Origin of the sequence: Marinobacter flavimaris (genome assembly GCF_002933295.1) — a bacterium.
Taxonomy (GTDB): domain Bacteria; phylum Pseudomonadota; class Gammaproteobacteria; order Pseudomonadales; family Oleiphilaceae; genus Marinobacter; species Marinobacter flavimaris.
In genome coordinates this window covers 1-2,542 of sequence record NZ_PSSW01000038.1, presented here as the reverse complement: position 1 = coordinate 2,542, position 2,542 = coordinate 1, and the positions used below count along the sequence as shown (strand labels likewise).

Below are 2,542 nucleotides of genomic sequence, written 5' to 3'. Positions count from 1 at the left end.
GTCTGACCTGGTTTCAGTACATCATGCGCCCTATATCGAATCCTTGAGTCTGGTTCGTCGGAAAGTATTCGGACACAGCTTGCTTCCGGCTGAGATGGCCCGCATTGTCTCCGATATCTCCGCACACAAATACAGCGATGTCGAAATAGCCTGTTTCCTGAGCGCTTGTGCGGGTGGCAGATTAGGTTTCGATGAGATTGTTGCTTTGACCCAGGCGATGGTGAATTGCGGACAACAGCTCGATTGGCCAGGCGTGGATCGTGTGTTCGACAAACACTGTGTTGGAGGCCTGCCGGGCAACCGGACCACGCCGCTGGTTGTGTCGATCGTCAGCGCAGCAGGCTTAGTAATGCCTAAAACCTCCTCCCGTGCCATCACCTCACCGGCGGGAACAGCGGACACCATGGAAGCGCTGACCAATGTGAGGCTTGGGCTGAACGAGATTCGCCGTGTGGTCAGAGAAACCGGTGCCTGTCTCGCCTGGGGTGGGGCGATGAACCTCAGCCCGGCTGATGACCTGTTGATTCGCATCGAGAGAGCGCTGGACCTTGATGGTGAGGGCCAGCTCGTGGCCTCGGTGCTGTCCAAGAAGATTGCTGCCGGTTCCACCCATGCGGTGATTGACATTCCGGTGGGGGAGACGGCCAAGGTTCGAACGCCCGGCGATGCCGACCGGCTGGCCTCTCTTTTCACAAGCGTTGGGGCGGCCTGTGGGCTGAAGGTACGCTGCATCGCGACAGACGGCAGCAAGCCGGTTGGTGCAGGGATCGGGCCGACAGAGGAGGCCCGTGATGGAGGATCTACGGAGCCGCGCCATCATGCTGGCTGGCCATTTGTTCGATCTGGCTGATGGTCGTGGCGTGAAAGAGGGGATGGTCAAAGCAGAACGACTACTTCAAAACGGCTCTGCCTGGGGGCAGTTCAAGCGTATAACAGAGGCTCAGGGAGGGCAGAGGAGCTTAGGTGAGGCCCGTTTTAGGCGCCCAGTTCTGTGCTCGGAATCCGGAACAATCGTGTCTATCGACAATCGTCGGCTTGCCCGTGTCGCCAAGCTGGCAGGTGCACCTGCCAGCTCTACCGCAGGGCTGCGGCTACTGGCGACCGTCGGTGATAGAGTCACTAAGGGAGAGCCTCTCTATGAATTGCTCAGTGACAGTCCGGGGCAGCAGGATTATGCGCTGGCGTTTAACGAACTGAAGAAAGTGTGTTGTTCAGCCTTGCTCCCCATCCATTACGGGAAAAACTTTGTGATCGGCTCAATCTGGAGCCGGGAAGTTTGGAGGTGCGGAGGTTCCCTGATGGTGAGTCCTACTTACGTGTGCTCACATCAGTCAAAGGTGCGAACTGCGTAATATTGGCCGACCTAACGCATCCAGACACCAAATACCTTGCTCTCCTGTTTCTCTTTGAAACTCTCCGGGAACTCGGTGCCAGGTCGATTGGGTTGGTGGCGCCCTATCTTTGCTATATGCGCCAGGATCGACGCTTCGAAGAAGGGGAGGCGGTCACTTCCAGGGTGTTTGCCCAGTCTTTGTCTTTACATATCGACTGGCTGATCACCGTTGATCCACATTTGCACAGGTACCAGTCTCTTGACGAAATCTACAGCATACCCACGCAAGTTGTTCAGGGAGCACCGGCGCTGGCGGATTGGCTACGGGGGCAAAACGGTCTGTTGCTGGTAGGTCCGGACGCGGAAAGTGAGCAATGGGTATCAAGTATCGCGCAGGCCAGTAACCATCCTTATGTCATTGGCACCAAGCAGCGTCTGGGTGACCGGCGCGTTGAAGTCACCTTGCCGGATATCTCGGCGTATAACGGCCGGAAAGCCGTCATCATTGATGACGTTATTTCCAGCGGACGCACCATTGGCGAGTGTGTCAGGGCACTTAAGGCGCAAGGCACGGAGGCCATCCTGTGTGCGGCGGTGCATGGCATTTTTGCGGAGGCCTCGGACACCTACCTTCTGGGTACCGGCCTGCAGACGCTGGTGACCACCAACACGGTTCCACACAGCAGCAATGAGATCGATGTCAGCGAGTTGCTGGTGCCGCCGGTCAGGCATTTTCTCAATCAGGTGGAGGGTGAGCGCCGATGAACATTACATTTCTGGGTGGCACGGAAACCGTGACCGGCTCCAAGTTCCTGGTTGAAACCGGCCAGACACGTGTATTGGTCGATTGCGGCCTGTTTCAGGGGTACAAGTGGCTGAGAAAGCGCAACCGGCAACCGTTGCCGCTCGATATTGCCTCGCTGGATGCCGTGCTTCTGACCCATGCCCATCTGGATCATTCAGGCTACATCCCCGTGTTGTACAAGCAGGGCTTCCGGGGGGCGGTTTATACCCATCATGCCACCCGAGAGCTATGCAGCATATTGCTGGCCGATAGCGGCCATCTTCAGGAAGAGGAGGCACATTACCTCGGCCGCCATAAGCTGAGCAGGCATGAGAATCCGGAGCCCCTGTATGATCAGGAGGATGCAGAAGCCTGCATGGAGCTGTTTCAGTCGGTGGACTTTCACCAAGTGATCCAGCTCGGTG

General features: G+C 57.2%; 2 protein-coding genes and 2 pseudogenes. All 4 read left to right on the top strand.

The genetic code is table 11. The features are described from left to right. A pseudogene (locus MDHKLMBL_RS20640) lies at window positions 1-850 on the top strand (thymidine phosphorylase); the annotation flags it as partial. After that, window positions 792-1,121, top strand: a pseudogene (locus MDHKLMBL_RS21445) (thymidine phosphorylase); the annotation flags it as partial. The pseudogenes MDHKLMBL_RS20640 and MDHKLMBL_RS21445, both read left to right, overlap by 59 nt. 83 nt (window positions 1,122-1,204) lie before the next feature. Next, window positions 1,205-2,098, top strand: coding sequence for a ribose-phosphate diphosphokinase (locus tag MDHKLMBL_RS20635; RefSeq protein ID WP_104272566.1), 894 nt, complete (start codon window positions 1,205-1,207; stop codon window positions 2,096-2,098). Further along, a partial coding sequence (locus tag MDHKLMBL_RS20630; RefSeq protein WP_146083445.1) for an MBL fold metallo-hydrolase occupies window positions 2,095-2,542 on the top strand: 448 nt, incomplete at its 3' end. The genes MDHKLMBL_RS20635 and MDHKLMBL_RS20630, both read left to right, overlap by 4 nt.